Source organism: Micromonospora sp. NPDC000121, assembly GCF_042899165.1.
GTDB lineage: Bacteria > Actinomycetota > Actinomycetes > Mycobacteriales > Micromonosporaceae > Micromonospora.
Map to the genome: position 1 here is coordinate 20,077 of NZ_JBIAZP010000021.1, position 25,621 is coordinate 45,697.

Sequence of the window (25,621 nt, forward strand, 5' to 3'; positions counted from 1 at the left end):
CGTCAGCGGCGGCGGGTGCAGACCTCCGGTGCCCGCGCGATCGTGTCGGTCGACCACACGACGGCGACGGTGAAGCAGTAGTCGGTGCTGCGGTTCAGCCCGTAGACGACGAAGTCGGTGGTGCCGGCGGGCAGGTTGGCGAACGCCGTCTGGGCCTGCCCGACCCGGCCGCCCGAGATGACCACCGGGCCCTCGCCGCCGGCCGGGTACGTCCAGCGCAGCGCGACGTTGTCGCGGTTGTCGCGCAGGGTGACGGCGCCCGGCGGGGTGCCGGGGGAGACGGCCGCCTCCGCCGTCGGGCCGGTGGCGGGCGGGGTGACCGTGGCGGCCGGCGGGCCGGCGCCGGTGGGGGTCGAGGCGGGCGCGCCGGTCGCGGCCGGGGGCGCCGGGTCGTCGCCGTCCATCCCCGCCACCCCGGCGATCACGGCCGCCGTGCCGAGCAGCACCACCGCGACGCCGCCCACGACGACGGGCAGCAGCCGGTTGCCCCGCCGGACCGGCGCGCGGTGCACCGGCACCGGCAGCAGCCGCGACGACTCGTACGGCTGGTACGGCTCCTCCGGCGTGCCGGGCGGGCCGACCCGGTGCACCCCGTCGGCCTCCTCGGCGGCTCCACCGGCCAGCGGCACGACCGACGGCGGCACGGCGCTCTCGGCGGGCCGGTCCCCGGCGTCGGGCTCCGGGGGCCACCAGCCCCGCGCCGGGTTCTCCGCCGGCTGCCGGGGATTCGGCACCGGGTGCTGCTGCCCGGCGATCGGCTCGTACGGGTCCGGCTCGTACGGGTCCGGCTCGGCGGGACGGTAGCCCGGCTGCGAGGGGTGGTACGCCGTCGGCGCGTCGCCGGGGGGCGGGGTGCGCGCCGACGGCACGATCGGACCGTCCCGGCCGACGGGCGCGGTGTCGGCGCAGACATGATCCGGGTTGGCGGCCGCCCGGGCCAGCGTCGCCACCTGCGCCGTCAACGGATCGTCGGCCGGGAGGTGCTGCCGGCAGAGCTCCCGGGCCAGCGCCAGGTTGTCGTGCGCCTCGGCGAACTGCCCGCAGTCACGCTGCATCGCCCCGAGCCGCGCCAGCATCTTGATGCCGCTGGGATGCCCGTCGCCGTAGACCTCGCGGTGCAACTCCCAGGCGTCCTGGAGCCGGTCGCGGGCCACCTGACACTGGCCGCGCGCGTACTCCACCGTCGCCAGGTCGGCGTGGGCGGCGAGCACCCGCAGCGACTCCGGGCCGTCCAGGGCGGTCAGCTCGATGATCACTTCCTGGTAGAGCCGGGCGGCGCGGGACCAGCTGCCGACCCGGTGCAGCACCGCCGCGAGGGTGGCCGCGGCGGCCACGGTGCGCTGGTCGGAGCGCCCGTGCAACCTGTTCGTGGCCGCGTACGCGAAGGCGGCCCAGCCCCGGGCGGAGTGCGGTTCGCCGAGGGCGACCAGCACGCGGGCCTGGAGGCTGGCGGCCTCGGCCAGCTCGGGCGTGGCGTTGGCCGGGCGCGGGTCGGCGTCGGTCAGCGCGTCGGCGAGCAGCCGCTGGGCGCCGGCGAGGTCGCCGGCGGACACCAGGTGGTGCGCCTGGTCAGTCAGTTCCCCGAAGCCGGAAGGCACGCCCCATCGTGCTCATCCGACGACGGTAAGTACAAGACCCGCGCCGGGGTGGATTGGTCAGGATCCGGTCAGGTGGTCGGCGAGCGTCTCGCTGATCCGGCGCAACTGGTCCACCTGGGCAGGGCTCAACGCGTCGAACAGGTGCCGGCGTACCCCCTCGACATGGCCGGGCGCGGCGGCGGCGAGGGTGGCGAAGCCCTCGTCGGTGAGGACGGCGATCTGGCCGCGCCGGTCGGTCGGGCACTCCTCGCGGCGGACCCAGCCGGCCGCCTCCAGCCGGGCCACGGCGTGCGAGAGCCGGCTGCGGGAGGAGCCGCTCGCCTCGGCGAGGTCGCTCATCCGCAGCCGCCGCTGCGGCGCCTCGGAGAGCCGGACCAGGATCTCGTAGTAGGCGTGCGGCATCCCGGCGTCGTGTTGCAGCTCCCGGTCGAGCGTCTCCATCAACGCGCGGGAGGCGGTCAGGAACGCACGCCAGGTGCGCTGCTCGTCCGGGTCCAGCCAGCGGGTCATGACGACCATCATACGCCTAGTAGTTGAATGTTCAATCAAATGGCGCTAGCGTCGGTGACATGGGAATCCACCGCCTCAACCACGCCGTGCTCTACGTCAGTGACCTCGCCCGCAGCGTCGCCTTCTACCGCGAGGTGCTGGGCTTCCGGCAGATCCCGATGACCCCGGACGGCTTCCGGGGCGCCGCCTTCCTCCAGGCCCCCGGCTCCACCAACGACCACGACCTCGGCCTGTTCGAGGTCGGCCAGGGCGCGCGGCGCTCCGCCGCCGGCCGCGGCACCGTCGGGCTCTACCACCTGGCCTGGGAGGTCGACACCCTGGACGAGCTGGCCGTCACCGCCGAGCGGCTCGCGGCCGCCGGCGCCCTCGTCGGCACCTCCGACCACGGCACCACCAAGAGCCTCTACGGGCAGGACCCGGACGGGCTGGAGTTCGAGGTCGTCTGGCTGGTGCCCGCCGACCGGCTCGACGACGCCGCCCTGGCGGCCCGCAAGCGGATCGGCCGGCTCGACCTGGCCGCCGAGCGGCGGCGCTACGGCGGCCAGACCCGCGGCGGGGTGGGCATCTCCGTCCCGGCCTGAGCCGGCCACCCCGGCGGATCCCCTGCCCGGCCGGCCCCGGGCGAGGCACCCTCGGGCGGGTGAGGTCACCCTCGGGCGAGGCCACCCTCTGGCCTGGCCGTCGAGCCGCTCGGCCGGGCAGCGGCGTCCGGCTCGGGGCGCGGCGTCCGCTCCAGGGCGCGGGGTCCCAGCCCGCAGCGGCGTCCGACCCGGCGGCGTCCGACCCGGCCCGGGGCGCGGCGCCCGCCCCGCGTCGGGTGCGGTAGAACGGCAGCATGCCGACCGACGCCGTCCTGCGCGAGTTGCTCGTCCGACACCTGGAGACCTGGCTGCCGGGGGCGCTGCACCGCGGCCGCCGGGTCACCGTCGCCCTCGCGTACGACGGAGGCGACGCCGGCTCCGCCCAGGCCGCCCTGCGGGTGGTCGCCGAGTACGCCGACCGGCTGCGGGGCCGCCAGCTCACCGTGCTCGTGCTCGCCACCGGCACCGAGGAACCGCCGGCGCGGCTGGGCGCGGTGGAGGCGGACCTGCCGGCCGAGGCGACCGTGCACCTGGTGCCGGGCGGGCCCGCCCGGCTGCCGGTGGCGCTCAAGGCGGCCGGCGCGACCGGCGGGCCCCTGCTGTCGTATGTGGACGGCTCCGCCGACCCGGCCGTGCTGACCGCCGCGGCGGCCGGCAGGCCGGCCGAGGTGCTGCTCGCCACCACGCCCGGCGCACCCGCCCGGGGTGTCCTCGCCGACGCCGGCTTCCCGCTGGCGACCGAGGTGGAACTGGTGCCCGCCGACGGCGGGCCCGCGCGGCTGCTCGCCTTCGCGACCGGATCGGACAAGAGCCTGGAGGCGTTCAAGGAGGCGCTCTGGGCGGTCGACGAGTTCGCCGGGGTCCGCTACCGCGACCCGGCCGACCCGGCCGGCCGGCTGCTCGACATCGCGCTGGCCCCCGAGCCCGGGCCGCTGCGCCGGGAACTGCTGGCCGAGCTGGCCCGCTCCGGCCCGCGTACGGTCACCGAGCTGCGCCGGCACGCCCTCACCGCGACCGTCTACCGCTCGGCCGACGCCGTCCGGGCGCTGACCGGGCTGCTCGGAGCGGGGGAGGTGACCCGCGACCCGGAGCACGGCCGGCTCGGCGGCGACGTGGTCATCGCGGCCCCGGACGCGCGATCGACTCCCTGACGCCGAGCGGGGTGCCGGTGGAGACCACCGGCACCCCGCGCGACCTCGGGACGTCACGCCCGGGACTTGTCCTGCTTCCAGGACAGCGGGCCCGGCAGGTCGACCCGGTGCGCCTTGGCCCGCGAGTTCCACGACCAGCGACCGATCTTGATGCTCCAGGACGAGAAGCCGTTCTCGGTGAAGTTTAGGATGATTGGGCCGTACTTCTTGCGCTTGCGGAACATCAGACCCATCGCGGGCCTCCCTTCGGTTCCCTTCCCTGCCCTGACGGAACCGAACATGCCCGGATCGCCGATTCCCGAAACCCGGCCCGGTCCGTCGTGGACGTTCCCCACGGGTCGGAGAACTCCTATCAACCAGATGGGTGTTCCAGGGCGATGAACGCTGGCGCGGACGTCAACGTAGCGAACGTGGCGACGCCTGTCTCACTTCCTGGAAGGGCGTTGACCGGCCGGTCCGCCCGCCGGCAGCATGAGGTCATGTCGCGGCGGGACGAGCTCCTCCTCACCGCTCGCGTGCACGTCGACCTGGTCCGGCACGCGAGCGCGCTCTGTTGAGCTGACCGGCTCCACCCCGGCCCGTCGCCGTCGCCTTACCCTCACCCGCCCGTCCGCTCGACGCGGAGCGGCGTGCGTGCCTTCCCGCCCTCGTCGGGCTCCTCCGCCGCATCGTGGACAGATCAGGAGACCTCCATGGTTTCGCCCCGTCGTGCCCTGCCGCGTGCCCTCGCCGCCGCGACCGCGCCGGCGCTCCCCGCCGACGCCCCCCTTACCGCCGTGGTCGGCGCGGCGGCATGAGCACCGACAAGATCCTCTTCGACCGGGTGACGAAGACCTTCCCGGCCCGCGCCGGCCGGCGCGCGTCCCACGGCGCGGTCACCGCGCTGGACCAGGTCACCCTCGGCGTACGCCCCGGCGAGTTCCTGGTCGTCGTCGGGCCCGGCGGCTGCGGCAAGTCCACCCTGCTCGACCTGCTCGGCGGGCTGTCCCGGCCGACCGGCGGGCAGGTGCTGGTCGACGGCCGGCCCGTCACCGGGCCCGGCCTGGACCGCGGGACCGTCCTCCAGCGGTACGCGTTGCTGCCCTGGCGCACCGCCGCCGGCAACGTCGCGTTCGGACTGGAGGCCAGGGGCGTGCCCCGCACGCAGCGCGCCGACCTGATCGCCCACCACCTGGAGCTGGTGGGGCTCACCGGGGTCGCCGACCGCTACCCGCACGAGCTTCCCGGCGGGATGAAGCAGCGGGTGGCCATCGCCCGCAGCCTCGCGTACGACCCGGACATCCTGTTGATGGACGAGCCGTTCGCCGCCCTCGACGACCGAAGCCGCAACTCGTTGCAGGACGAGATGGTGCGGATCTGGAAGCGCACCGGCAAGACCGTCGTGTTCGTCACGCACGACATCGACGAGGCGGTCCGCCTCGGCCGGCGGGTCGCGGTGATGACCTCCCGGCCCGGCCGGATCAAGCAGGTCATCGACATCGACCTCGGCGACCACTCTGCCGTGGAGGACGTCCGCCTCTCCGACGCCTTCCGCCACCACCGGCACCAGCTCCGGACGCTGCGTCGCGACGAGGTCCGCTGCGCGCGGGCCGCCGAGGGCCGCACCGCACCGACCGACCCGGTCGCCGGCCCGGCGACCCGACCCGAGGAGGCCTTCATTGGTTGACGTCGTCGAGCGGGCCGCCCGCGAGCCGGGCCTGGTGCCGGCGTGACCACCGTCGACCGTCCCCGGGCGGACGTCGCCGACCTGCTGCCGGTGGACCGGGACCTGTTCCGGACGCTGCTGCGCCGGCAGGCCGCGACGGTCACCGTGGTCACCGCCGTCGCGCCGGGCACCGTCGAGCGGGCCTGCCTCGGCGGCCTCGGCGAGCCCGTCCGGGCCGGGTTCACCGCCACGTCGTTCGCCTCGGTCTCGCTGGACCCGCCGCTGGTCTCGTTCTGCCTCGGCGTCGACTCGTCGAGCTGGCCGGTGCTCGCCCGGGCCGAGCACGTCGCCGTGCACCTGCTCGGCGCCGGCCAGCGGGAGGCCGCCCGGGTCTTCGCCACCAGCGGGGTGGACCGGTTCGCCGCGTACCCGCACTGGACGACGGGGCCGTTCGGGGTGCCGCTGCTGACCGGGGCGCTGGCCCGGCTGCTCTGCCGGATCGTGCACCGGCTGCCGGCCGGCGACCACACCCTCTTCGTCGCCGAGCCGCTCGCCCTCGGCGGTGGCGAGGACGGGGACCCGCTCGTCTACCACCGCGGCGGCTACACCAGCGCGACCGCGGCGATGCCGGCCTGACCCGGCTCGGCGGCGGCGGGCGTGCGGCCGGCGGCCGAGTGGGCGTCCCCGCCGCGCCGCCGTCCAGCGGGGACGCCGGGAGCCCCGCCGGGTGTCTCAGGCGGGGGCGCGGCCGACGGCGAGGACGCGGGTGACGCTGCCGTCGTCCTCCGCGATGTCCCGCTCGTGGACGAAGCCGAGCTTGCCCAGCAGCGCCAGCGAGGCGTGGTTGGCGTCGGCGACCGTCGCGTACACCCGGGGCAGGTCGAGGGCGTCGAAGCCGTACCGGACCAGGGCCCGGGCCAGCTCGGTGCCGAGGCCGGCGCCCCAGGCCGGCTTCGCCAGCGCGTAGACGATCTCGTGGCCGTCGACCTGGTCGGTCCGCTTGATCTCGGCGTGCCCGACGTACCGGCCGTCGCGGCGGACCGCCCAGACGTCGAAGAGGTCGGCCGCGTAGACCTTGGTGAAGACCCGCCCGAACAGGGCGCCGGCCGCCTCGGCCGTCATCGGCCCGTCGCCCATGAACCGGCCCACCTCAAGATCGGTGAAGAGGGCGACGAAGTCCTCGGCGTCGTCGGGCCCGTAGGGCTCCAGCAGCAGCCGGTCGGTGTGCAGGGTGGGGGTGGGCATCAGCGCGGCTCCCAGGCGTCGGGCAGGGCGGTCAACCTACGCACGTGGGCGGGCAGCCGGCCACTGACTATCTCCGCGAGGCTCACCTCGTCGACCACCCGTCGCACGGCCGCCCGCACCGCCACCCAGAGCCCGGGCAGGTTCTCCGCCGCGCCCTCGTAACTGGTCTCCTCCGGGCGCAGGCCGCGGACCCCGGCCAGCGGGCCCTCCACCGCGCGCAGCACCGCGCCGACGGTCACCTCCCGCGGCGGCCGGGCCAGCGTGTAGCCGCCCTCCGCGCCGCGCTGCGCCCGGACGACGCCGGCCCGCCGCAGGTCGGCCAGCACCGCCTCCAGGAACTTGCGCGGCATGTCCTGCTCCGCCGCGATGGCCTGGGTCGAGAGCAATCGGGGGTACGCGGTGGCGAGGCTCAGCGCCGCCCGTACCGCGTAGTCACCGCGCGCGGAGATCTGCACCCCGTCATCATGCCCGGCGGAGCCCACCGACCGCGTCGGCGGGCGGACGGGGCCGGACGACCGGACCGGGCGCCGGCTGCTCACGGGCGGCCCGGAAGGCGCCCGGGCTCATCCCGACCTCGCGGGTGAAGAAGCGGCCGAAGTTCGTCGGCTCGGAAAAGCCCAGCCGCCGCCCGATCTGGGCGATCGGCTCGTCGGTGGCGGCCAGCAGCCGGCTCGCCTGGAGGGCCACCCGCTCGTCGACCACCTGCTTGGCGCTGCGCCCGGTCACCGCCAGGCAGGCCCGGGTGAGCGTCCGCACCGAGCAGCCCAACCGGTCGGCGTAGTCCTCGACCCGGCGGGTGTGCTGGTAGCCGCGCTCGATCTCCCGGCAGAGCCGGTGGAAGGTGGCCGCCTCCGCGCGCGGCACCGGACGGGGCCCCTCGGGCAGCAGGGACAACCGGAGCAGCAGCACGGCGAGCTGGTGGCGGAGCAGGCCGCGGGCTGCGGCCACCCCGTGGTGCCGCTGGCAGTCCACCGCCAGTTGGCTCACCTCGGTGATCACCGCGTCCTCGTCCTCGCCGGCGAGCTGGAGCCGGGCCGGGACGGCGTCCGGGTCGACGTCCAGCCCGCGCAGCGCGTCGGCGTCCCACCGCACCACCGTGGCGTCGAGGTGCGGGCCGGCGCAGCGCAGCACCTGACCGGCCCGCACCCGCAGCAGCGTGCCGGGCCGGCAGGGCAGCGCGCGGAAGTCCAGCTCGGCGACGCCGTGTCCGCCGGCGGTCAGAATGAGCAGGTCCCGGTCCAGCAGCACCGGACGTCGCCAGCCCGGGCCGGACGCGAGGTCACCCAGGGTGAGCGTGTCGATCTCGGCTGGGGCGGTGGCAGGGGTGTCGGGCGGCGCGGGGGTGAGCTGACCGGAAGAGACCATCGCCTGCGACGGTAGCCCGGGGCGACGATCATTGCATCCCGAAGACGTCGCGCAGCTCACCGAGCGGTCGGCCCGCCGGCGCGGCCGCCCCCGGGGCGACGGCCAGGCCCGGGTCCCCGCGGCGGTCGGGCCCGTGTCCGGGCGGCGGTCCGGCCCGTGCCCACGCGGCCGACCGTCCCGGGCGGGGCGGCGGCGGGCGGGGGTTGTCCGGGCTGCCGGGGGCGGGCTACGTTACCGAACGGTAGCGCCGTCCGGTCGCGGCACGCCCGCAGCCGGTCGCGCCGGCCGGGCCGACCGCGTTCACCCCCGGCGGCCCCGGCCGACTCGCGATGGGATGGGCATGACGGATCTGTTCTCGGTAGCAGGCAAGACGGTCCTGGTCACCGGCGGCTCGCGGGGGATCGGCCTGATGATCGCCCAGGGCTTCGTCCGGGCCGGCGCGCACGTGATCATCTCGTCCCGCAAGGCCGACGTGTGCGAGGCCGTGGCCAAGGAGCTCTCCACCGAGGGACGGTGCGAGGCCATCCCCGCCGACCTCAGCAGCGACGCGGGCGCGGAGGGGCTCGCCGCCGCCGTCCGCGAGCGCGTCGACCGGCTCGACGTGCTGGTCAACAACGCGGGCGCCACCTGGGGCGCGCCGCTGGAGGCGTACCCGGAGAGCGCGTTCGACAAGCTCTGGGCCGTCAACGTCAAGGCCGTCTTCCGGCTCACCACCGCGTTGCTGCCCGCGCTGCGCGCGTCCGCCAGCGCCGACGACCCGGCCCGCGTGATCAACATCGGCTCCGTCGACGGCATCCGCGTGCCGTTCATGGAGGTGTACGCGTACTCGGCGACCAAGGCCGCCGTGCACATGCTCACCCGCAGCCTCGCCCACCAGCTCGCCGGCGAGCAGATCACGGTCAACGCGATCGCGCCGGGGCCGTTCGAGAGCAAGATGATGGCGTTCGCGCTGGACGACCCCGCCTCCCGGGCCGCCATCGAGGGGCAGGTGCCGCTCGGGCGGATCGGCCGGCCGGAGGACATGGCCGGCGCCGCGATCTACCTGTCGTCCCGCGCCGGGGCGTACCTGACCGGCGCGGTGATCCCGGTCGACGGCGGCATCACCACCCACGGCTGAGCCCGGCCTCGGGCGGGAGGCTGCCCGCGTACCCCCTGATGGGCCGGGGCCGCGCGGACTCGGCAGATCCGCGCGGCCCCGGATGGTCGGTCTTGCCGGTTTTTCAGCGGCCGGCGAGCAGCCGGTTCACCGCGGTGTCGACGTCCAGGTGCTCGGCCTCGCGACCGCGCGGGACGACGACGTAGGTCCGCCGCAGGAAGCGCACCAGGACGCTGCGCGGCACCTCGAAGAGGGCGTTGCCGTCGGGCGACGACAGCGCCAGGGCGACGAAGTCCCCGCGCGGGGTGGCCCAGGGCCAGACCCGCACGTCGCCGATGCCGGCCGGCTCGTCGAGGCCGGTGACCAGCAGTTCCCGGGCGAAGGACCAACTGACTGCCTCGCCACCGGCGGATTCGGCGTGGAACAGGACATGGACCGCATACGGATCAGCAGGGTCGTAACGCAGACTGGCACGCACCGGCAAGGCGGTGGCGTCAGGTGCGACGAGCCTTAGCGACGTCTCGACCTCTACGGTCGTCGGTCGGATGACACTCATGGACGATCTCCCCCCGGCACCGCTGCGGAACGCGCGTGTCCCGCTTTTCCCATACTCAGGTGCTACTCCTGGCTACGCTCCGCCATACGCTGACTTCACCCAGTGGTGGGAAGGGGGTCGGAAAGTCCGCGTGAATGTGAGGATTCATGTAGGGTTTTCCGGTTCTGCCCAGTGCGCGATCCCGCCCGGCATCGGGTGGTTCAGTCGTCGACTTACTCCGGTAACGTCCAGTCGACCGTTGCAGTGACGGGCGCGAGCCACACTGGGGGAGGAAATGGTCACGAAACGATCCTCAGTGGATCCGATGGCCGCGCCGGGCGGGCCGAAAGTCGCGGTCCGGGCAGCCGAAAAGCGGGGGTACAGGGTGCCGATGGAGCAGAAGGGCCGGTCAGGCCGGACGCCGGCCGGCCGGGGTGGCGCCAGCGGAACGGCGCTGGCCGAGCGGCGTCGCCCACGCTGGCGGCAGCGGCTCGCCACCACCCTCGACCTGATCCGGGCCAACCCGACCGGCCGGGTCACCCTCAAGATCTTCATCGCCATCGCCGGCGCCCTCGTGGTGACCGTCGGCATCGCCCTCATCCCGCTGCCCGGGCCCGGCTGGCTGCTGGTGATCGCCGGCCTCGGCATCTGGGCCGTCGAGTTCCACTGGGCCCGCAGGCTGCTCGGCTTCACCCGCCGACACGTGCACAACTGGACGCAGTGGGTGAAGAATCAATCACTGGCCGTACGCTTCGTGCTCGGCGCCGTCGGCATGGTCTTCGTCGGTTCGGTGGTCTGGCTGTCGCTGAAGTACAGCTTCGGCATCGACGTGATCGCCGAGGTGCTGCGCTACCTCGCCACGAACTGACGTCCCGGCAGGGGTGCGGCGGGGTGGCGCGCAAGACGCCGGCGACGCGCGGACCCCGGATTTCCGGTCCGGTCCCTCGATCAGGTAGAGTCATCGGCGCTGAGGGCGATTAGCTCAGCGGGAGAGCGCTTCGTTCACACCGAAGAGGTCACTGGTTCGATCCCAGTATCGCCCACCGTAGATATTTGCAGGTCAGAAGCCCGTCGCCGGAACCGCCGGTAACGGGCTTCTGCCGTCTTGCCCCTTAAATTGGGAGCAGATTGGGAGCAATGGCAACTGTCTCGCGATCCTGAACTGGGGAAACGCGACGCTCCTCCACGGCCCACCAACATGCCCGTCGATCCCGTCGTCAGCGTCATGGCGGCGCAACCGGTCGACCACGAGAAGAGCGACCTGGTCCGCGAGCCCCGCGGACGCGAGTTCTCCGGGTGTCGATGTCCAACCGGCCGTTCACTGTCTCCTCCGACGACGGAGAAGAGTTCGTCCTCCGGCTACGGGTGGAGCCTGCTCCACGGCCGCTGTGGAGCCGCAGCCTTCGAGACCTGCTGCGACGATCGGAGTGGCGGCGTCTGCGTTGCTGGGCGCTTGACCAAGCTGGTGAGCACTGAGTTGTTACGAGCAGTGGACCTGCGAAGAGCGACACCCACTAAGACCCTCATCGGGGTCGATGTCCACCGTCGAGATTGTGACCTCGTCACGCACGCCGGCCCCGCCGGCGTCGTCGGCGGCCACTGCTCGTTGGGCGGGATCTGCGCCGCCTATGTCAACACCTTCTGAGCGCCCCAGGGCGGCGCCCTCCTCCAATGGTGCCCGCGTGCGTCGACACGTGGGTCGGCAAGACGGGCTACGACCCTCGGGCACCGCGGGATCAAGACGATGTCCGCGTACGCTGCCTGTCGGTGCTCTTCGTCAAACTGAGCGGGTGACGACGACGACCTCGCAGGACGCACGCACCTTCTGGAAGGCCCTCATGGACAACGCCTCCTCCCTCATTGCTGACGCAGACCTGCTGCTGAGCGCAGGGTCGTTCGGTCGTGCTCGCGCCCTCACCGTGCTGGCTCAGGAGGAACTCGGGAAAGCGGTCTGGGTCTACGACACGTTCTCGTCTGCGTGGAGCACCGGGGACAGCGAGCCTCGCAAGGTGGACCGTCTCGCCAGACATGGCCGTGATCACGTTCAGAAGTTCCTAGAGGCGTTCGTCTATGGCGACGAATTGCCGGCCTTCTGGGGCGATTACGAGGCCATGGACACGCGGCGGCAGGGTGAGTCGTGGGAGGACGCGTGGCAGCGTCGCCAGCGCGAGGCTGAGGCTGCTGCGAAGGAGGCGAATACTGCCAAGCAACGCGGTTTCTACGTCGATCGGGACAAGGTGGGCACCATCTCGTCGCCGACATGCTTCGGGGCGGGCACGGTCGCTGACGACCTGGCGGTGGCCGCGCAGGTCGTGGAGATGCTGCTCATTCGCGACCATAGCCGCATGAAGATGGAAGCAGTCACCGAGTACGACAGCACCCACGATCAGCAGTTCCGACTTCTGCCCATCTCCCACCCTGAGGACTGGTCACAGTCGTCCGAGGAATTCCGCCGTGGGGGGATCGGCGCCACAGAGCACGAAACCGAGGGCTGAATCAGGGCTGATGACGGCACGAGCTGGGTTGCGGACTCGCACGGCGTCCTGATCGCTGCTCGCCGGCTCGGGCATGCCAATGCCAGCGTGACGACGCGCCACTACGCCCGCGCGGTCGATGGTCGGGATGCTGAAATCGGGCAGCACTTGGACGCGAGCTGGGCGAAGCTGGCGAGGCGATCGGCACGCAGCGGGCACGGAAACCCGAAAGACAGACCGATGACCGGTGATCAAAAGTCTTACCTGGTGCCCCCGGCAGAATTCGAACCGCGACATACGGTTTAGGAAACCGTTGCTCTATCCCCTGAGCTACGAGGGCGCGAGGGCCTAGTTTAGCGACCTGGGCGTTCACCTGGGGTGGCAGGGAGTGGCCCACGTTCGCCCACGTCAGTCGCACCCCTGTTCTCCCAGCCCAGGACCACACTCCGAGCACACGAACCCCGGCTTGCGACCGGTGGTCGGCCACGGTGCCCCCACTGGCACCGGTTGACCCGGGTTGGCATCCGCTGGAGAGCACACCCCGCGCACATCATTCAAGATCATGATGTGCCGCGCGATCCACCCGCCCGGGATCCGCCAGCAGGTAGGAGTGCGCCTCGGCGGCGAACCTCCATGGGCTTCGAGCGCCGACTCAGGTCACGCGCGGATGCGGGCCAGCGTTCGGCGGGTCTTTGCCGGGCGACTTCCGGGCTGACTCTGATCGGGTTACGCCGCCACACCCGGTCGAGCAGTTCATCGAGGCCGTGCGGCGCGCAGACCACGCTGCCCGAGGTGCCCGCCGACCCCGAGGTGCGCTGATCTGGTCGTGCGCGTCGAGGCGTACCAGCATGGCGGTGGCGTACTCGGGCCAGATGGCGGCCGCGTCGGTGATGGCGCGCAACGGGCAACCGGATCCCCGCCAAACTTGGTCACATACCAGGTATGGACGGCCGCCTGGTTCTCCGCCTGCCACGGCGGATCCGACCAGGCTGTCGCCAGCCGCCCGGTGGTCCGGTCGTCGTTGTCGCGGCTGAGGTCCATCGGATCAAGAAGACCACGTCGATGTCGAGCACGGCCGACGGATCGAACCCGGCCTCACCGCTGTCCCGGCACGGGGTGGACGTGACCGACACCTTCGACGCTCCGTACCGCTCACCCCACACCATGTCGCGAAGGACGCCCGCGCCGATCCAGGCGTCCGGCAGTCCGCACTCCCCGACGGCACCCAACGCCCGGGTCAACCACGGGCTCCGCCGACCCAGCCCCCGCAACTCGTCCTCGGGCACGCCCCCACGTCGTCCTGCCACGTGCCGAGCCGGCCGACCAGCGTCTCACCGTCAGGCTCAGGTCGTCCTGGGGCATCGGATCGCGGGGGAGCCCGTGGTGCCAGCCTCATCAGGCTGATGGTGGCCTGCATCCGTACGAGTACCTTGATCTTGTTGGTTCGCTATATCGGCCGCTGCAGAAGCGTGTCGATCATGTCGAGTTGCTGTGGTGAACTGATTACCCTTTGCGTCGACTGTTCGCCACTCATCCCGCCGACGATGCGGGGCTGGCGGCCGGCCCTGCACCCTCCTTGTCCGCCATTGCGGCTACCGTAGGGCCGGCAACGAGTGCGTGATCGCAGGCCGCGAGGAGATGACAACCAGCATGACCTTGATCGATGCTCGGCCGGCTGACCGCTACGCGCGCGCCACCAGGCTGGCGCACGACACGCTCGCCGTTCCGTTGAGTCTGCCAGAGCTGGAGCAGTATCTCGCCCGGGCCGCTGACTTGCTGCGCGGAAGCATCGACCAGGCGGACTTCAAGGCGTACATCTTCCCGCTGATGTTCTTCAAGCGGATCAGCGACGTCTATACCGAGGAGTACGAGCGGGCCCTGGCGGAGTCGGACGGCGACCACGAGTACGCGTCGTTCCCCGAGAACCACCGCTTCGGCATCCCCACCGGCAGCCTTTGGGAGGACGTGCGGGCTCGCACGGAAAACGTCGGGCAGGCCCTGGTGACTACCTTCCGGGCGATAGAGAAGGTCAACCCGGACGTGTTGTACGGCATCTTCGGTAGCGCCGCCTGGACAAACAAGGACAAGCTGCCCGATGCCAAGCTGCGCGACCTCATCGAGCACTTTTCCACTCGGACGCTGAGTAACCGGGTCGTTGCGCCGGACGTGTTCGGGCAGGCGTACGAATACCTCATCAAGCGGTTCGCGGACCAGTCCAATAAGAAGGCCGGCGAGTACTACACCCCGCGTTCGGTGGTGCGGCTGCTCGTCGACATCCTCGATCCGCAGGAGGGCGAGACGGTCTACGACCCCGCCTGCGGCACGGGCGGCATGCTCATCGAGGTCATCGAACATGTGAAGCGCCAGGGTGGCCGGCCGCAGACCCTTTGGGGCAAGCTCTACGGTCAGGAGAAAGTGCTCGCCACCTCGGGCCTCGCCAAGATGAACCTGCTGCTTCACGGGGTCGAGGACTTCAAGATCGCCCACGACGACACCCTGCGCTCGCCAGCCTTCTACGACGGCGCGCACCTCACCAGGTTCGACTGCGTGATCGCCAATCCGCCGTTCTCACTCAAGAACTGGGGGGACGTGGAATGGGCCACCGACCGGTGGGGCCGGAACCGGCTCGGGGGCGTGCCCCCCAAGGGATACGCCGACTGGGCTTGGGTCCAGCACATGATCGAATCTGCAGCACCCGGGACGGGTCGGGTCGCAGTCGTACTGCCGCAGGGTGCGCTGTTCCGCCAGGGCGTCGAGGGCCGCATCCGTGAGTTCGTCCTGAAGGCTGACCTGGTCGAGGCCGTGATCGGCCTCGCGCCCAACCTCTTCTATGGCACTGGCCTGGCCGCGTGCGTGCTGACCCTGCGCCGACGCAAGGCCGACGACCGCAAGGGCAGGGTGCTGTTCGTCAACGGTGAGACGCTGTTCAAGCGCGGCCGTAACCAGAACAGCCTCGAACCCGAGCACGCTGACACCCTGCTGCGGAGCGTCCAGGCGTTCACCAACGCACCCGGCCTTGCGGCGGTCGCCACGCTCGACGACATCAAGGCCAACAATTTCAACCTCAACATCCCGCTGTACGTCGCACCCGTCGACGATGGCGAACAGCGCACGCTGGAGCAGGCCCTGACCGACCTCAAAGCGGCCCACGCCGGCGCCCGCGAGACTCGCGCCGCGCTGGAAGGCGAACTGGCCAAGTGGGGTCTTGGCCCGAGCGAGGTGACGGCGTGAGCGGCCGCATCACTCAGCGCGAACTGGAGTCCTACCTGTGGGGCGCGGCCGTTGTGCTGCGCGGCCTCATCGATGCTGGCGACTACAAGCAGTACATCTTTCCGTTGGTCTTCCTCAAGCGACTCTCCGATGTCTACGACGAGGAACGCGCTGCGGCGCTAGCCATTTACGGTGACGACGAGGCAGCCGACCTGCCGGAGAACCACCGCTTCGCCATCCCCGACGGCGCCCACTGGCAGGACATTCGTGAGGTTGCGAGCGACGTCGGCGCGGCGATCCTCGCCGCCATGCGTGCGATCCAGGCGGCCAACCCGGACACCCTGACCGGCGTGTTCGGTGACGGCGACTGGGGCAACAAGAACCTGCTGCCCGACCGGACCCTCAAGCAGCTCATCGAGCACTTCTCCGCCAAGACGCTCTCTGTGGCGAACCTGCCCGAGGATGAACTTGGTCAGGGGTACGAGTACCTGATCAAGAAGTTCGCCGACGACTCCGGCCACACCGCCCAGGAGTTCTACACAAACCGCACCCTCGTTCATCTGATGACGATGATGCTCAAGCCCGAGCCAGGGGAGTCGGTCTATGACCCGACCTGCGGCACCGGGGGAATGCTCATCTCCACCGCCGCCGAGCTGCGCCGGCAGGGCAAGGAGTGGCGCAACCTGCGCCTCTACGGGCAAGAACTGAACTATGGAACGTCAGCCATCGCCCGGATGAACCTCTTCCTGCACGGCATCGCCGACGGAGACATCGCGCACGGTGACACGCTGACCAAGCCGGCCTTCCTCGACGGTGCCAGGCTGCGCACCTTTGACGTGGTGCTCGCCAACCCGCCGTACTCCATCAAGGCGTGGAACCGCACCGCGTTTGCCAACGACCCGTACGGCCGCAATATATGGGGCGTCCCGCCGCAGGGCCGCGCCGACTACGCCTTCTTCCAGCACATCGCCGCCAGCCTCGACCCCGAAACCGGCCGCGCCGCGATTCTCCTTCCTCATGGCGTGCTGTTCCGCCGGGACGAGGCTGAAATGCGGGCAGGGCTGATCAAGTCGGATCTCGTCGAGTGCGTACTGGGGCTTGGAGAGGGCCTGTTCTACAACTCGCCCATGCCAGCTGCCGTCGTAATCCTACGGTCACGCAAGCCAGTCGATCGGAAGGGGAAGATCCTCTTCATCGACGCCCGGACGGAAGTCGCGCGCGAGCAGAGCCAGTCGTTCCTGCGTGAGCACCACCAGCAGAAAATCCTCGCAGCCTACGAGGGTTTCGAGGACCAAGAAGGCTTCGCCGCGATCGCCACTCTCGATGAAATCCGCGACAAAGGTCACAGCCTTGCCATCCAGCTCTACGTCACCCGCACTGCCACGACCGGGGCAGCCGAAGCACTAAGCGTCACTGACGCGGTCAACGTATGGCGGGTATCAGCAGCGCAAGCAGACCTCGCCATCGACGACGTGCTCGCGCTGCTGGGACAGGAGGTCAACAGATGAGCCTCACCCTCGACAAGAGCGGCTGGAAGCGCGTCGCGCTCGGAGACGTGATCAGGCATGTCACGGATCGGGTCGACCCGGAGACCTCCGGCCTCGAACGGTTTCTCGCCGGAGAGCACATCCCGAGCAACAGCCTTCACATCAAGGAGTGGGGCGTCATCGGGCGGGACCCCATCGGCCCTATGTTCTACAAGCGCTTCCGGCCCGGCCATGTCCTCTACGTGTCGCGACGTTCGTACCTCCGCAAGACGGCCGTGCCCGAGTTCGAGGGGATTACGGGGGAGAAGACCTTCGTCCTAGAAACCCGCGATCAGACCGTCCTGCTTCAGGAGTTTATGCCGTTCCTGTTGAGCGCGGAGGCATTCCACTCCTACGCTGTGGCCAACTCGCGTGGTTCGGTCAACCCGTACATCAACTGGACTGACCTAGCGAATTACCAATTCGACTTGCCGCCCCTCCAAGAACAAGTGCGCTTGGCCGAGCTTCTCTGGGCCGTCGAACGGAATCGGCTTGCGTTGGTTGAAGCGGGCCGAGCTCTTGCATCGGCAGAATCGATCTGGACTCGTGATGCAATCACAGGATTGGACTGGTCGTTGCCCCTTGTGGAGGCAGTATCAAACGATCGTCCTCTCTGCTATGGCGTAGTTCAGCCAGGTGTCGAGGCTGAGCGTGGCGTCGGGCTGGTTCGTGTCATGGATCTGGAATCAGGAAATCCCAGCCGCCGTGATCTGAAGAGGATTTCCCCCGAGGTCGATCTGCAGTACCGAAGGTCAAAAATTGTGGCTGGTGACGTTCTTGTGTCGATCGTCGGGACTATTGGTCGTACCTGGGTTGTTACCGACGAGTTCGAGGGCTGCAACATCGCCCGCGCTTTGGCCCGCATCAGTCCAAATTCTAAAGTGATGCTGCCTGATTTTCTTGCGTGGGTTCTCTCTTCCGATCGACTTCAGTCGACGCTACTTTCGGCCGCCTTTGAAAGTGCGCGAAAAACTCTCAATCTGTCGGTATTGAGCAACGTTTTACTTCCTCGGATTTCGGTGCTCGAGCAAAAGGCTCTCTTGAACCGGCGTGCTGATTTCCTAGTAGCGAAAGCAAGTGTGGGGGTCGAAGTGGCTGCCATTTCGAAGATCCGTGAGGGCTTGCTCGTGGAGATATTTGGAGACGCGACGTGAGCTTCAACGAGGCGAACACGGTTCGGGACTTCGTGCGGGACCTTGTCGCGTCGTCTGACATCCAGTTCGTGCCCGGCAAGCAGTTGCCGCGCCGGGAGGATGAGGTGCTGCTGGAGGGGTCGGTCAAGGAAGCTCTGAGCCGGTTGAACCCCGTCATAGAGGCTGATCCGCGGCTGGCAGACGAGGTGATCTACCACCTGCGGGCGGTCATCCTGTCCGCTCGGCGTACGCCGAATCCGGTGGTGGCGAACGAGCAGTTCGCCGCGTGGCTGACCGGGCAGAAGTCGATGCCGTTCGGCCCGGCCGGAGAGCACGTCACCATCCGACTCATCGACTTCGACAACCCGGAGCTGAGCGCCAACCAGTGGCTGGTCTCCACAGAGGTGACGTACCGGGTCGGGCGGGTCGAGCGCCGCTTCGACCTGGTGCTGTGGTGCAACGGTTTCCCGCTGGTCGTCGGCGAGGCAAAGTCGCCGGTCCGCCCCGCGTACTCCTGGATCGACGCGGCGGCGCAAATCAACGAGGACTACGAGATCAACGTGCCGGCGTTCTTCGTCCCCAACGTGTTCAACTTTGCCACCGAAGGCAAGGACTTCCGGTACGGCTCGATCGGCATGCCGGTCGGCCTGTGGGGCCCGTGGCGCGAAGAGACCGACGAGGACGCCCCGGCGCGGACCGGCTTGGCGGTGGTGCGCGAGGCCGTAGAGGGCGTGCTGTCACCGGCGGCGGTGCTGGACTTCCTGCGGTTCCTCACGGTGTTCGCCACCGACAAGAAGCACCGCAAGATCAAGATCATCGCTCGCTTCCAGCAGTTCCAGGCGACGAACCTCATCGTGGAACGAGTGCTGCACGGACGAATCAAGCAGGGCCTGATCTGGCACTTCCAGGGTTCTGGCAAGTCGCTGCTCATGGTCTTCACCGCGCAGAAGCTGCGCGCGACGGCCGGTCTGACGAACCCCACGGTGATCATCGTGGTCGACCGGATCGACCTGGACACCCAGATCACCGGCACGTTCAACGCCTCGGACGTGCCAAACCTCGTCTCGACCGACAGCCGCAGGGAGCTACAAGCTCTTCTCACGACGGGCGCTCGAAAGGTCATCATCACCACCGTGCACAAGTTCGGCGAGGCGCCGGGGGTGCTGGACGACCGCGACAACATCATCGTCATGGTCGACGAGGCCCACCGTTCCCAGGAGGGTGATTACGGGCGCAAGATGCGCGAGGCCCTGCCGAACGCTTTCCTCTTCGGCCTGACCGGCACCCCGATCAACCGGCGGGACCGCAACACCTTCATGTGGTTCGGATCCACAGACGATGAAGGTGGCTATCTCTCGCGGTACTCGTTCCAGGATTCGATCCGCGACGGGGCGACGCTGCCGCTGCACTTCGAGCCGCGCCTGTCGGAAATCCACCTTGACGAGGCCGCGATCGATGCGGCGTTCGCCGAGCTGGCCGAGCAGCACCGACTCACCGAGGTAGACAAGAGCACGCTGTCGAAGCGGGCCGCATCGCTCGAGGTGTTGATCAAGGCGGACGAGCGGGTCCGCCGGATCGCGGCCGACATCGCCGAACACTTCCGGACCAAGGTCGAGCCACAGGGGCTCAAGGCACAGGTAGTCGTCTACGACAAGGCGACCTGCGTCGCCTACAAGAAGGAGTTCGACGAGATCCTCGGTCCCGACGCCTCCACGGTCGTCATGAGCCGCACCGCTCGCGACCCGGAGGAATGGACTGAGTACACCCCCGACCGGGACGAGTTGGAGCGCATCACTGCCCGATTCAACGACCCGGCCGACCCGCTGAAGATCATCATCGTTACGGCGAAGCTCCTCACCGGGTTCGACGCGCCGATCCTCTACGCGCAGTATCTCGACAAGCCGCTCAAGGAGCACAACCTGCTCCAAGCGATCACCCGCACCAACCGGGTCTACCCACCGAACAAGACGCACGGGCTGATCGTCGACTACCTGGGCATCTTCGACGACGTCGCCAAGGCGTTCGCCTTCGACGACAAGAACGTCCAGCAGGTGATCAGCAACATCGCCGTGCTGCGAACCCAGCTCGGCCCGGCCATCCAGGCAGCGCTGGCGTTCTTTCCCGGCGTTGATCGCACTGTGGGTGGGTACGAGGGGCTGATCGCCGCCCAGACCGCGATCAGCAGCGATGAGGCCCGCGACGCTTTCGGCGCGGCCTTCAGCGTCGTCGCCCAACTGTGGGAAACCCTCAGCCCGGACCCGATCCTCTCCACCTACGCGGCCGACTACCGGTGGCTCACCGACGTCTACGAGTCGGTGCGGCCGTCGGACATCGCCGGTCGGCTCGTGTGGCACACCCTCGGTGCCAAAACGTTGGAACTCATCAACGAACACGTCACCGTCGAGGTACCCCGTAGCGACCTCGACATGATCGTCTTGGACGCCCAGGTGATCGAAGACCTCATGACAGGCCGGCGGAAGGACGTCGACCCGGTCGAGGTCGAAAAGTGGATTACCGTCCGTATCGCCAAGCACATCGGTAATCCTGTCTTCATCGAACTCGGCAAACGGCTCACCGCGCTGCGGGAGAAGTACGCGCACTCCCAGCAGGCCAGCCTGGACTTCCTCAAGGAGCTGTTCGCCCTCGCCCGGGACACCGTGGCCGCGGAGAAGGCCGCCGCCGAGGTGCCCCGCGAGGACCAAGGCAAGGCGGCGCTCACCGAGCTGTTCCAGTCCCTCAAGGGCAACGGCACCCCGATCATCGCCGAGAAGATCGTCAACGAGGTCGACGAAGTCGTTCGGGCGGTGCGGTTCACAGGCTGGCAGGACACCCGTGAGGGCGACCGACTGGTCCAGCAGTCCCTCCGCAAGACGCTCTGGACCAAGTTCAAGATCCGCGACAACGACGTTTACGAGCGTGCCCTCGGCTACATCCGCGAGTACTACTAACGCTGCCTGCTCGGCACAGGCGAAGGCCGCAAGGACGGTTGATGCTACGCACCGCTACCAGTCCTGGCGCCAGCATCTTCACATGCCTGGTCTTCGCCCAGTAACCGCGCGATTTCGCGGAACGCGTCGCCGAGCGAGTCGATGGGAAGCTCGCCGTACTCCCACGCCTCGGTGTACCCGTCCTGCCGATCGACCACGAGCGACGATCGGGTGCGGCGCAGCCCACGGCTGAGGAGACCGCGGAGGAACGCTTGCTCCAGCTCGTATGCGCGCCCGCCGTCCATCTCGTCGCTGATCTCAATCAGCATCCAGCCGAACCGGCGCAGCTTCTTCAGCCGTGCCGCCGGTACATTCGTGATCCCAATCTTCCGCTGCTCCTGCCCTTCGTAGGTGCGGCCAAGCAGGTACAGATACGCGGGAAGGGTAGGGCGGAACCCGGTGACTGCGCATGTGGGGCAACCGTGTCCGGTGCCGGTTGTCCGGTTCGCCACCGACGTTGTCCAGAGGTGGGCTGGATCGGTGCGGCACCGCCAGGTGAACCGCTCCTGGGTACCAGCGAGTATCTGATCAGGGGTGCGGCCTCCGTTGAGGGCTGGGTCGAGCTCGGCGGCGACTTCCGGGAACCGGGTGGCGAGCGAGTTGGTGCTGGAAAGACGAATTCCGGCGCAACAGGGGCAGCCCAGACCGTTTGCCGTGCGGGAGTACACCTTGGCGGGCCAGGTGTGATCCGGCCCGGCCGGGCACCGCCATACGAGGGTACGGTCACTGCGGCTGACCACCTTGTCGGCGGTGAGCCCGCCGTTGAGGGCGGGATCGAGTTGAGCGGCGACCGCTGGGTAGAGGGTCGCGAGCGAGTTCGTAACCGACACCTGCCAGCCGGCGCAGGCTGGACAGCCGGTGCGGGCCGACGTTCGTTTGTCTACCGACACCCTCCACTCGTGATCGGGGCCCTCAGGGCACTTCCACCACACCGCCTCACCGCTCCCGGCGACGATCTGGTCGGGGGTTCGGTCCCCGTTCCTGGTGGGATGCCACTGGGCCGCGATCGTGGGGTGCCGGGCCTGGAGCGAGTTCGTCACCGATAGGCGCAGCCCGGCGCAGCATGGACATCCGGCACCGGCGACAGTTCGGGTTCGGATGATCGTCTCCCACTCGTGGTCCGGGCCTTCGCGGCAGATCCACCAGGCACGATCGACGCTGCTCGTGCCGATCACATCGGCCGGGGTGCGGGTGCCGTTCCTGGTGGGGTGCCACTGCGCGGCGATTTCTGGGTACTTAGTCGCGAGCGAGTTCGTCTTCGACAGCTGCCGTCCCCCGCAGGCCGGGCAGCCGGCGTCTCGGGCGGTGCGGCCGCACACCGGGGTCGACCAAACATGGTCGGTACCGGCGTCGCATCGCCAGACGGCTGGTGTCGCACTGCCAGCAACGATTTGATCGGCGGTGAGACCATCGTTCAGCGCCGGATCGAACTGCGCCGCGATCTCCGGAAACCGAGCGGCGAGGGAGTTCGTTGGAGACACCTTCTTGTTGGCGCAGTACGGGCAGTCGGTCCGGCCGCGGGTGCGGGATTTGGGGCTAGCCGGCCAGTCGTGGCGAGGGTCGACCGCGCAGCGCCACCACACGAGCTTGTTGCTCTGCGCGGTCACCTGATCAGGCCGAAGCGGCCCGTTCCGGTCGGGGTGCCAGTGCGCTGCGACAGCCGGAAACAGCGCGGCAAGAGAGTTCGTGGACGACACCTGATTGCTCGCGCATGCCGGGCAGCCGGTCCTGTAGAAGGTGCGGCTGTTCGGCGAGACCCGCCAGGTGTGGTCCGGCCCCTTGTCGCAGATCCACCACAACGGCTTATTGCTGCCGGCGATCACCTGGTCGGCGGTGATCCCGCCGTTGCCGGCTAGGTCCAGCTGCGCGGCGACCTCAGGGAACAGGGCGGCGAGTGAATTGCTGACCGACACCTTCTGATTAGCGCAGCACGGGCAGTTGGTGCCCATGGTCGTGCGTTGCACGATCCGCACCTGCCACTCATGGTCCGGGGCCTTGTCGCACAGCCACCACACCACCGTTCCGCTTCCGAACACCACCGCGCCGGGGGTCAGGTCGCCGTTCTTGGTGGGATGCCACTGCGCGGCAACATCTGGGTAGCGGGCCGCAAGCGAATTCGTCACGGACACCCTCTTGTTGGCGCAGAAGGGGCAGCCGTTCCCGCCAGTCGTACGCGAAGAGATCTGCGCCTGCCACTCGTGATCAGGTCCCAAGTCGCACCACCACCAAGCGGTCCGATTGCTGCCGAACACGACGGTGTCCGGGGTCAGGTCGCGGTTCTTGGTGGGATGCCACTGCGCGGCAACGGCTGGGTACCGGGCCGCGAGGGAGTTCGTTACCGATACTCGTTGGCCGGCGCAGAACGGGCACTGTGCACCCGGCCTCGTCATGTTCCCTACGACGGCCTGCCACTCGTGGTCAGGTCCCTCGGGACACCTCCACCAAAGTTTCCGTCCGTTCCCGGCTGACAGGGTTGCCAGGTCAAGTGCGGGATTGAGGTCCGGGTGAACCATCGCAACCAGGTGCGGGTACCCGTCCCGCAGAGTTAGGCCGCGCCGCGCCGGCGCCGCCCGGAGGGCCGGCACCGATCGTGTTTCGGAGCCGGCGGGCCGGGCAGTGCTGGCAGGGCCCAGCTCGGCATCCTCGCCCGAGCCGACGGCTTCTCTTTCCGTGGTTGGCACAGCCGAAAGGGTAATCGCGTGGTGGGACACTTCCGTTCTCGCTGGTTCTGCGACAACCCAGCGGACGCTACGCCCACCGCGACCCAGAGAGTGGCGTCGCGCACCGCGGGTGATGTTCGGGACTGTCTGAAGATTGGACAGTCTCGGACACCTCCCCCTGCTTATGGAAGCGCCTGCGCTGCGAGTGGCTGGTGTGGGTGCCTGTATTGATGAAGACGGTCCGTTGAGTGATAACGACCATCAGGTAGTCACGTTCGTAGGTACCTCGAGAATCCTGAGGTGCTGGGCTGTCGCGGCGATGTGTCGGGCGGGGAGAGCGATCGCGGCGAGTCGGCGGGCCCGGGTGACAGCGACGTAGAGCACGCGAAGGGCTTCAGCGGTCTCGTGCACGGCGGGAGCCGGGCCGGCGGGCGCGGGGACCGCGCCGGCCGTCCATGCCGTGAGCAGGTGGGCGGTGCGCTCGTCGTCGGGGAGGAGCATCAGGACAGCGTCGGCCTCCTCGCCTTTCACTTGGTGCACGGTGTCGGCGCGCACTGCAGGCCTACTAATCGACATCGTGGGCACGCCGGCGAGCGATGCTGCGCTCTTGGTGCCCTTGCCTTGCGGACAGGTAAGTGTCTTGCCCGAGGGCGGACCGCTGCCTGGCAGGGGGTTCAGCGTGTTGAGAACTCGGCGGGCGGCGGCGCACCATTCGGCGGCGGGCAGAGCGAGGTCGGGTAGCTCATCGAGCGCGCGGGCGGCGAGGCGGCGCAGGTGGTGCGGATCGATGCCGTAGGCGCTGCGGAGGTCGGTGGCCGCAGTGGTATCGGCGCCGGGCATCCAGTAGCGCAGCAGCCCGGCCTGAAGGATCCGTTCGGCCAGGGCCTGGCTGCGTTGGTCCGGCGCTGTCTGACGGAGCATCGCGACCGCCCACGCCAGGGCGCTGGTGGGGTTGGCTGGTGGCCGTCGGGGATCGGCGCCGGCCCCGGGCAGAGTCGCGGCGGCGTGGGCGAGGACGAGGCGCCTGGTTGGAGGGATGCCGGCCCGGGTGGCGATGTCGTCGAAGGTCGACAGCTCCATTCCGCCGTCAAAGGGAATGAGGTGGATGGGCAGCTCGACGTCGTGGTGGTCGGCGAGAGGTCTGTCTGGGGTTCGCCGGCGTGGGGTGGTGCGCATGGTCGCGGCAAGGCGGCACACCGCGGTGGAGGAGCGCCAGTTGCCGGTCAGCTCGACCGTCTCCATTTGATCCAGTAGGCGGTTGATCGCGGGCGGACCGGGGTTACGGAAACCATAAATGGCCTGGTCCGGGTCAGCGATGACGAGGGTGGGAAGGCCCAACTCTTGGATGGCCAGGAGCAGGTTCACGTCGATGGCGGAGCAGTCCTGGGCTTCGTCGACGATGAGTTCACTGAAGCGGGCGGGAAGGGTCTGTTTGAGGAGACGTGCGTGGTTGGCCAGGTTGCGGTCGGCTGCGCGGCGGGTTTCTTCGCCGGTGAAAAGCCGGTAGTCGTTGGCCAGTCGGGTGCGCTGCTGCTCCGCCAGGCGGCACACGGCTGTGATCTGCTCGTCGCTGAGATGCCGACGGCCGCCCTCGCTGCGGGCGCGGCCGGTCAGGGTCGCGACCGGTGCGGCGAACGTGCCTGGATAGCGGAACTGAAAGTCTGCGAGGTCGAAGGTGTGCCGTTGGCGGGGCTCGGCGGGGTCGGGCAGGTAGTCGATCTGGCGCAGTTGGCGTGGCGCATCGCGCCAGCTTTCCAGCCGTCGGAACGTTCGGTGGTTGGCGTCAACGGGAGCCGGTAGGAACGGCCGCACTAAAGGACGTCTCGTAACTCGGTGAAGGCGTTGCCTGGCAACGGTGCTGGTGTCACCCGGCGAGGATGATGTTGTGGAGGTGGGCGATGCCGG

At 69.5% G+C, this 25,621-nt stretch carries 21 protein-coding genes, 2 tRNA genes and 1 pseudogene; 13 read left to right on the forward strand and 11 right to left on the reverse strand.

From position 1 onward, the window contains the following. Positions 1 to 2 precede the first annotated feature (2 nt). Entirely contained in the window at positions 3 to 1,598 is a 1,596-nt protein-coding gene (locus ACFY23_RS31465; RefSeq protein WP_350685873.1) for a tetratricopeptide repeat protein, read from the reverse strand. Between the two features lie 57 nt (positions 1,599 to 1,655). Further along, the gene (locus ACFY23_RS31470; protein ID WP_350685872.1) at positions 1,656 to 2,117 is read right to left on the reverse strand and encodes a MarR family transcriptional regulator; all 462 of its coding nucleotides are present in this window, start codon (positions 2,115 to 2,117) and stop codon (positions 1,656 to 1,658) included. Positions 2,118 to 2,167: 50 nt separating this feature from the next. Between ACFY23_RS31470 and ACFY23_RS31475 the strand changes: the two genes are divergently transcribed. Both ACFY23_RS31475 and ACFY23_RS31480 read left to right on the forward strand, forming a co-directional pair. Further along, positions 2,168 to 2,689, forward strand: coding sequence for a VOC family protein (locus tag ACFY23_RS31475; protein WP_350685870.1), 522 nt, complete (start codon positions 2,168 to 2,170; stop codon positions 2,687 to 2,689). 254 nt (positions 2,690 to 2,943) lie between these two features. After that, complete coding sequence (locus ACFY23_RS31480) at positions 2,944 to 3,840, forward strand: hypothetical protein (protein WP_350685868.1); 897 nt, start codon at positions 2,944 to 2,946, stop codon at positions 3,838 to 3,840. A 53-nt stretch (positions 3,841 to 3,893) separates the two neighbouring features. Here the strand turns inward: ACFY23_RS31480 and ACFY23_RS31485 are convergent, their stop codons facing one another. Beyond that, positions 3,894 to 4,073: a DUF4236 domain-containing protein gene (locus ACFY23_RS31485; RefSeq protein WP_007075522.1), complete on the reverse strand. Its 180-nt coding sequence runs from the start codon at positions 4,071 to 4,073 to the stop codon at positions 3,894 to 3,896. Between the two features lie 246 nt (positions 4,074 to 4,319). Between ACFY23_RS31485 and ACFY23_RS31490 the strand changes: the two genes are divergently transcribed. From ACFY23_RS31490 to ACFY23_RS31500, 3 genes are all read left to right on the forward strand, one after another. Further along, positions 4,320 to 4,397 carry a putative leader peptide gene (locus tag ACFY23_RS31490; RefSeq protein WP_350819730.1) on the forward strand — a complete coding sequence of 26 codons (78 nt, stop codon included), beginning with the start codon at positions 4,320 to 4,322 and terminating at the stop codon, positions 4,395 to 4,397. A gap of 236 nt (positions 4,398 to 4,633) precedes the next feature. After that, entirely contained in the window at positions 4,634 to 5,506 is an 873-nt protein-coding gene (locus ACFY23_RS31495; RefSeq protein WP_350685865.1) for an ABC transporter ATP-binding protein, read from the forward strand. A gap of 42 nt (positions 5,507 to 5,548) precedes the next feature. After that, positions 5,549 to 6,121 (forward strand): flavin reductase family protein, encoded by a 573-nt coding sequence (locus ACFY23_RS31500; RefSeq protein WP_350819721.1) that lies wholly within the window; start codon positions 5,549 to 5,551, stop codon positions 6,119 to 6,121. A 96-nt stretch (positions 6,122 to 6,217) separates the two neighbouring features. On the opposite strand, the gene ACFY23_RS31505 is transcribed toward ACFY23_RS31500, so the two are convergent. Genes ACFY23_RS31505 through ACFY23_RS31515 form a run of 3 tightly spaced genes read right to left on the reverse strand, consistent with a single transcriptional unit; the run spans position 6,218 to position 8,095 of the window. Then, positions 6,218 to 6,730, reverse strand: coding sequence for a GNAT family N-acetyltransferase (locus ACFY23_RS31505; protein WP_350819722.1), 513 nt, complete (start codon positions 6,728 to 6,730; stop codon positions 6,218 to 6,220). Then, entirely contained in the window at positions 6,730 to 7,185 is a 456-nt protein-coding gene (locus ACFY23_RS31510) for an Rrf2 family transcriptional regulator (protein ID WP_089001265.1), read from the reverse strand. Before ACFY23_RS31510 ends, ACFY23_RS31505 begins: the two co-directional genes overlap by 1 nt. Before the next feature lie 7 nt (positions 7,186 to 7,192). Continuing rightward, positions 7,193 to 8,095, reverse strand: coding sequence for an AraC family transcriptional regulator (locus tag ACFY23_RS31515; RefSeq protein ID WP_350819724.1), 903 nt, complete (start codon positions 8,093 to 8,095; stop codon positions 7,193 to 7,195). 340 nt (positions 8,096 to 8,435) lie between these two features. Between ACFY23_RS31515 and ACFY23_RS31520 the strand changes: the two genes are divergently transcribed. Beyond that, positions 8,436 to 9,212, forward strand: coding sequence for an SDR family oxidoreductase (locus ACFY23_RS31520; RefSeq protein WP_350687460.1), 777 nt, complete (start codon positions 8,436 to 8,438; stop codon positions 9,210 to 9,212). 103 nt (positions 9,213 to 9,315) lie between these two features. On the opposite strand, the gene ACFY23_RS31525 is transcribed toward ACFY23_RS31520, so the two are convergent. Next, positions 9,316 to 9,747, reverse strand: a complete 432-nt coding sequence (locus tag ACFY23_RS31525; RefSeq protein ID WP_007457244.1) for an SsgA family sporulation/cell division regulator — start codon at positions 9,745 to 9,747, stop codon at positions 9,316 to 9,318. Positions 9,748 to 10,051: 304 nt separating this feature from the next. Here ACFY23_RS31525 and ACFY23_RS31530 point away from each other — a divergent pair, with 304 nt between their 5' ends. The 3 genes from ACFY23_RS31530 to ACFY23_RS31540 all read left to right on the forward strand — a co-directional run bounded on the left by ACFY23_RS31530 (position 10,052) and on the right by ACFY23_RS31540 (position 12,221). Beyond that, the gene (locus ACFY23_RS31530; RefSeq protein WP_350819731.1) at positions 10,052 to 10,594 is read left to right on the forward strand and encodes a TIGR02611 family protein; all 543 of its coding nucleotides are present in this window, start codon (positions 10,052 to 10,054) and stop codon (positions 10,592 to 10,594) included. A gap of 103 nt (positions 10,595 to 10,697) precedes the next feature. After that, positions 10,698 to 10,769 (forward strand) — tRNA-Val (locus ACFY23_RS31535). 747 nt (positions 10,770 to 11,516) lie between these two features. Beyond that, positions 11,517 to 12,221, forward strand: a complete 705-nt coding sequence (locus tag ACFY23_RS31540) for an AbiV family abortive infection protein (protein WP_350685100.1) — start codon at positions 11,517 to 11,519, stop codon at positions 12,219 to 12,221. 244 nt (positions 12,222 to 12,465) lie between these two features. Here ACFY23_RS31540 and ACFY23_RS31545 read toward each other — a convergent pair. Further along, positions 12,466 to 12,540 (reverse strand) — tRNA-Arg (locus ACFY23_RS31545). Positions 12,541 to 13,850: 1,310 nt separating this feature from the next. Between ACFY23_RS31545 and ACFY23_RS31550 the strand changes: the two genes are divergently transcribed. Genes ACFY23_RS31550 through ACFY23_RS31565 form a run of 4 tightly spaced genes read left to right on the forward strand, consistent with a single transcriptional unit; the run spans position 13,851 to position 21,017 of the window. Continuing rightward, complete coding sequence (locus ACFY23_RS31550) at positions 13,851 to 15,431, forward strand: class I SAM-dependent DNA methyltransferase (RefSeq protein WP_350685101.1); 1,581 nt, start codon at positions 13,851 to 13,853, stop codon at positions 15,429 to 15,431. Then, complete coding sequence (locus ACFY23_RS31555) at positions 15,428 to 16,918, forward strand: class I SAM-dependent DNA methyltransferase (RefSeq protein WP_350685102.1); 1,491 nt, start codon at positions 15,428 to 15,430, stop codon at positions 16,916 to 16,918. The genes ACFY23_RS31550 and ACFY23_RS31555 overlap by 4 nt, the downstream gene beginning before the upstream one ends. Then, on the forward strand, positions 16,915 to 18,090 hold the full coding sequence (locus ACFY23_RS31560) for a restriction endonuclease subunit S (RefSeq protein WP_350685103.1): 1,176 nt from the start codon (positions 16,915 to 16,917) through the stop codon (positions 18,088 to 18,090). The genes ACFY23_RS31555 and ACFY23_RS31560 overlap by 4 nt, the downstream gene beginning before the upstream one ends. Then, entirely contained in the window at positions 18,087 to 21,017 is a 2,931-nt protein-coding gene (locus ACFY23_RS31565; RefSeq protein WP_350685104.1) for a type I restriction endonuclease subunit R, read from the forward strand. The genes ACFY23_RS31560 and ACFY23_RS31565 overlap by 4 nt, the downstream gene beginning before the upstream one ends. Before the next feature lie 44 nt (positions 21,018 to 21,061). Here ACFY23_RS31565 and ACFY23_RS31570 read toward each other — a convergent pair whose 3' ends face one another. The 3 genes and pseudogenes from ACFY23_RS31570 to ACFY23_RS31580 all read right to left on the reverse strand — a co-directional run. Further along, positions 21,062 to 23,179 (reverse strand): zinc-ribbon domain-containing protein, encoded by a 2,118-nt coding sequence (locus ACFY23_RS31570; RefSeq protein WP_350685106.1) that lies wholly within the window; start codon positions 23,177 to 23,179, stop codon positions 21,062 to 21,064. Between the two features lie 30 nt (positions 23,180 to 23,209). Beyond that, positions 23,210 to 23,767, reverse strand: a pseudogene (locus tag ACFY23_RS31575) (zinc-ribbon domain-containing protein); the annotation flags it as partial. A 210-nt stretch (positions 23,768 to 23,977) separates the two neighbouring features. Continuing rightward, the coding region (locus ACFY23_RS31580; RefSeq protein ID WP_350819726.1) for a UvrD-helicase domain-containing protein at positions 23,978 to 25,621 on the reverse strand (1,644 nt) is incomplete at its 5' end.